The organism is Pseudomonas sp. 2822-17, assembly GCF_002742485.1.
Taxonomy (GTDB): Bacteria; Pseudomonadota; Gammaproteobacteria; order Pseudomonadales; family Pseudomonadaceae; genus Aquipseudomonas; species Aquipseudomonas cyclaminis.
Genome location: NZ_LJRZ01000712.1, coordinates 1 through 276, shown reverse-complemented (window position 1 = coordinate 276; position 276 = coordinate 1). Strand labels below are relative to the sequence as shown.

At 37.7% G+C, this 276-nt stretch carries 1 protein-coding gene; it reads left to right on the top strand.

Annotated features, from left to right (window positions below; genetic code table 11):
* Positions 1-276, top strand: a 276-nt coding sequence (locus AOA60_RS23930) for a GTP-binding protein (protein WP_178075414.1), incomplete at both ends; no start/stop codon positions are given.

Genomic DNA, 276 nt, shown 5'->3' with positions numbered 1-276 from the left:
TTATTGAAAGTACCCAAGGTAAAGTATCGTTACATAGTATTCTGAATACAAACCTATTCGACTTTGAACAAGCAAGTCAAGGTGCTGGGTGGATTAAGGAACTTAACGAAGAACATGTCCCTGAAACGGATGAGTATGGTATAAGTTCATTTGTTTATAAAAGAAATCGTCCATTCCATCCTGAAAGGTGGATGGCTTGGTTAGAGAATTGGCCTGAAGATGTTGTACGTGCAAAAGGATTTTTTTGGCTTGCATCTCGTAATGATAAAACAGGAT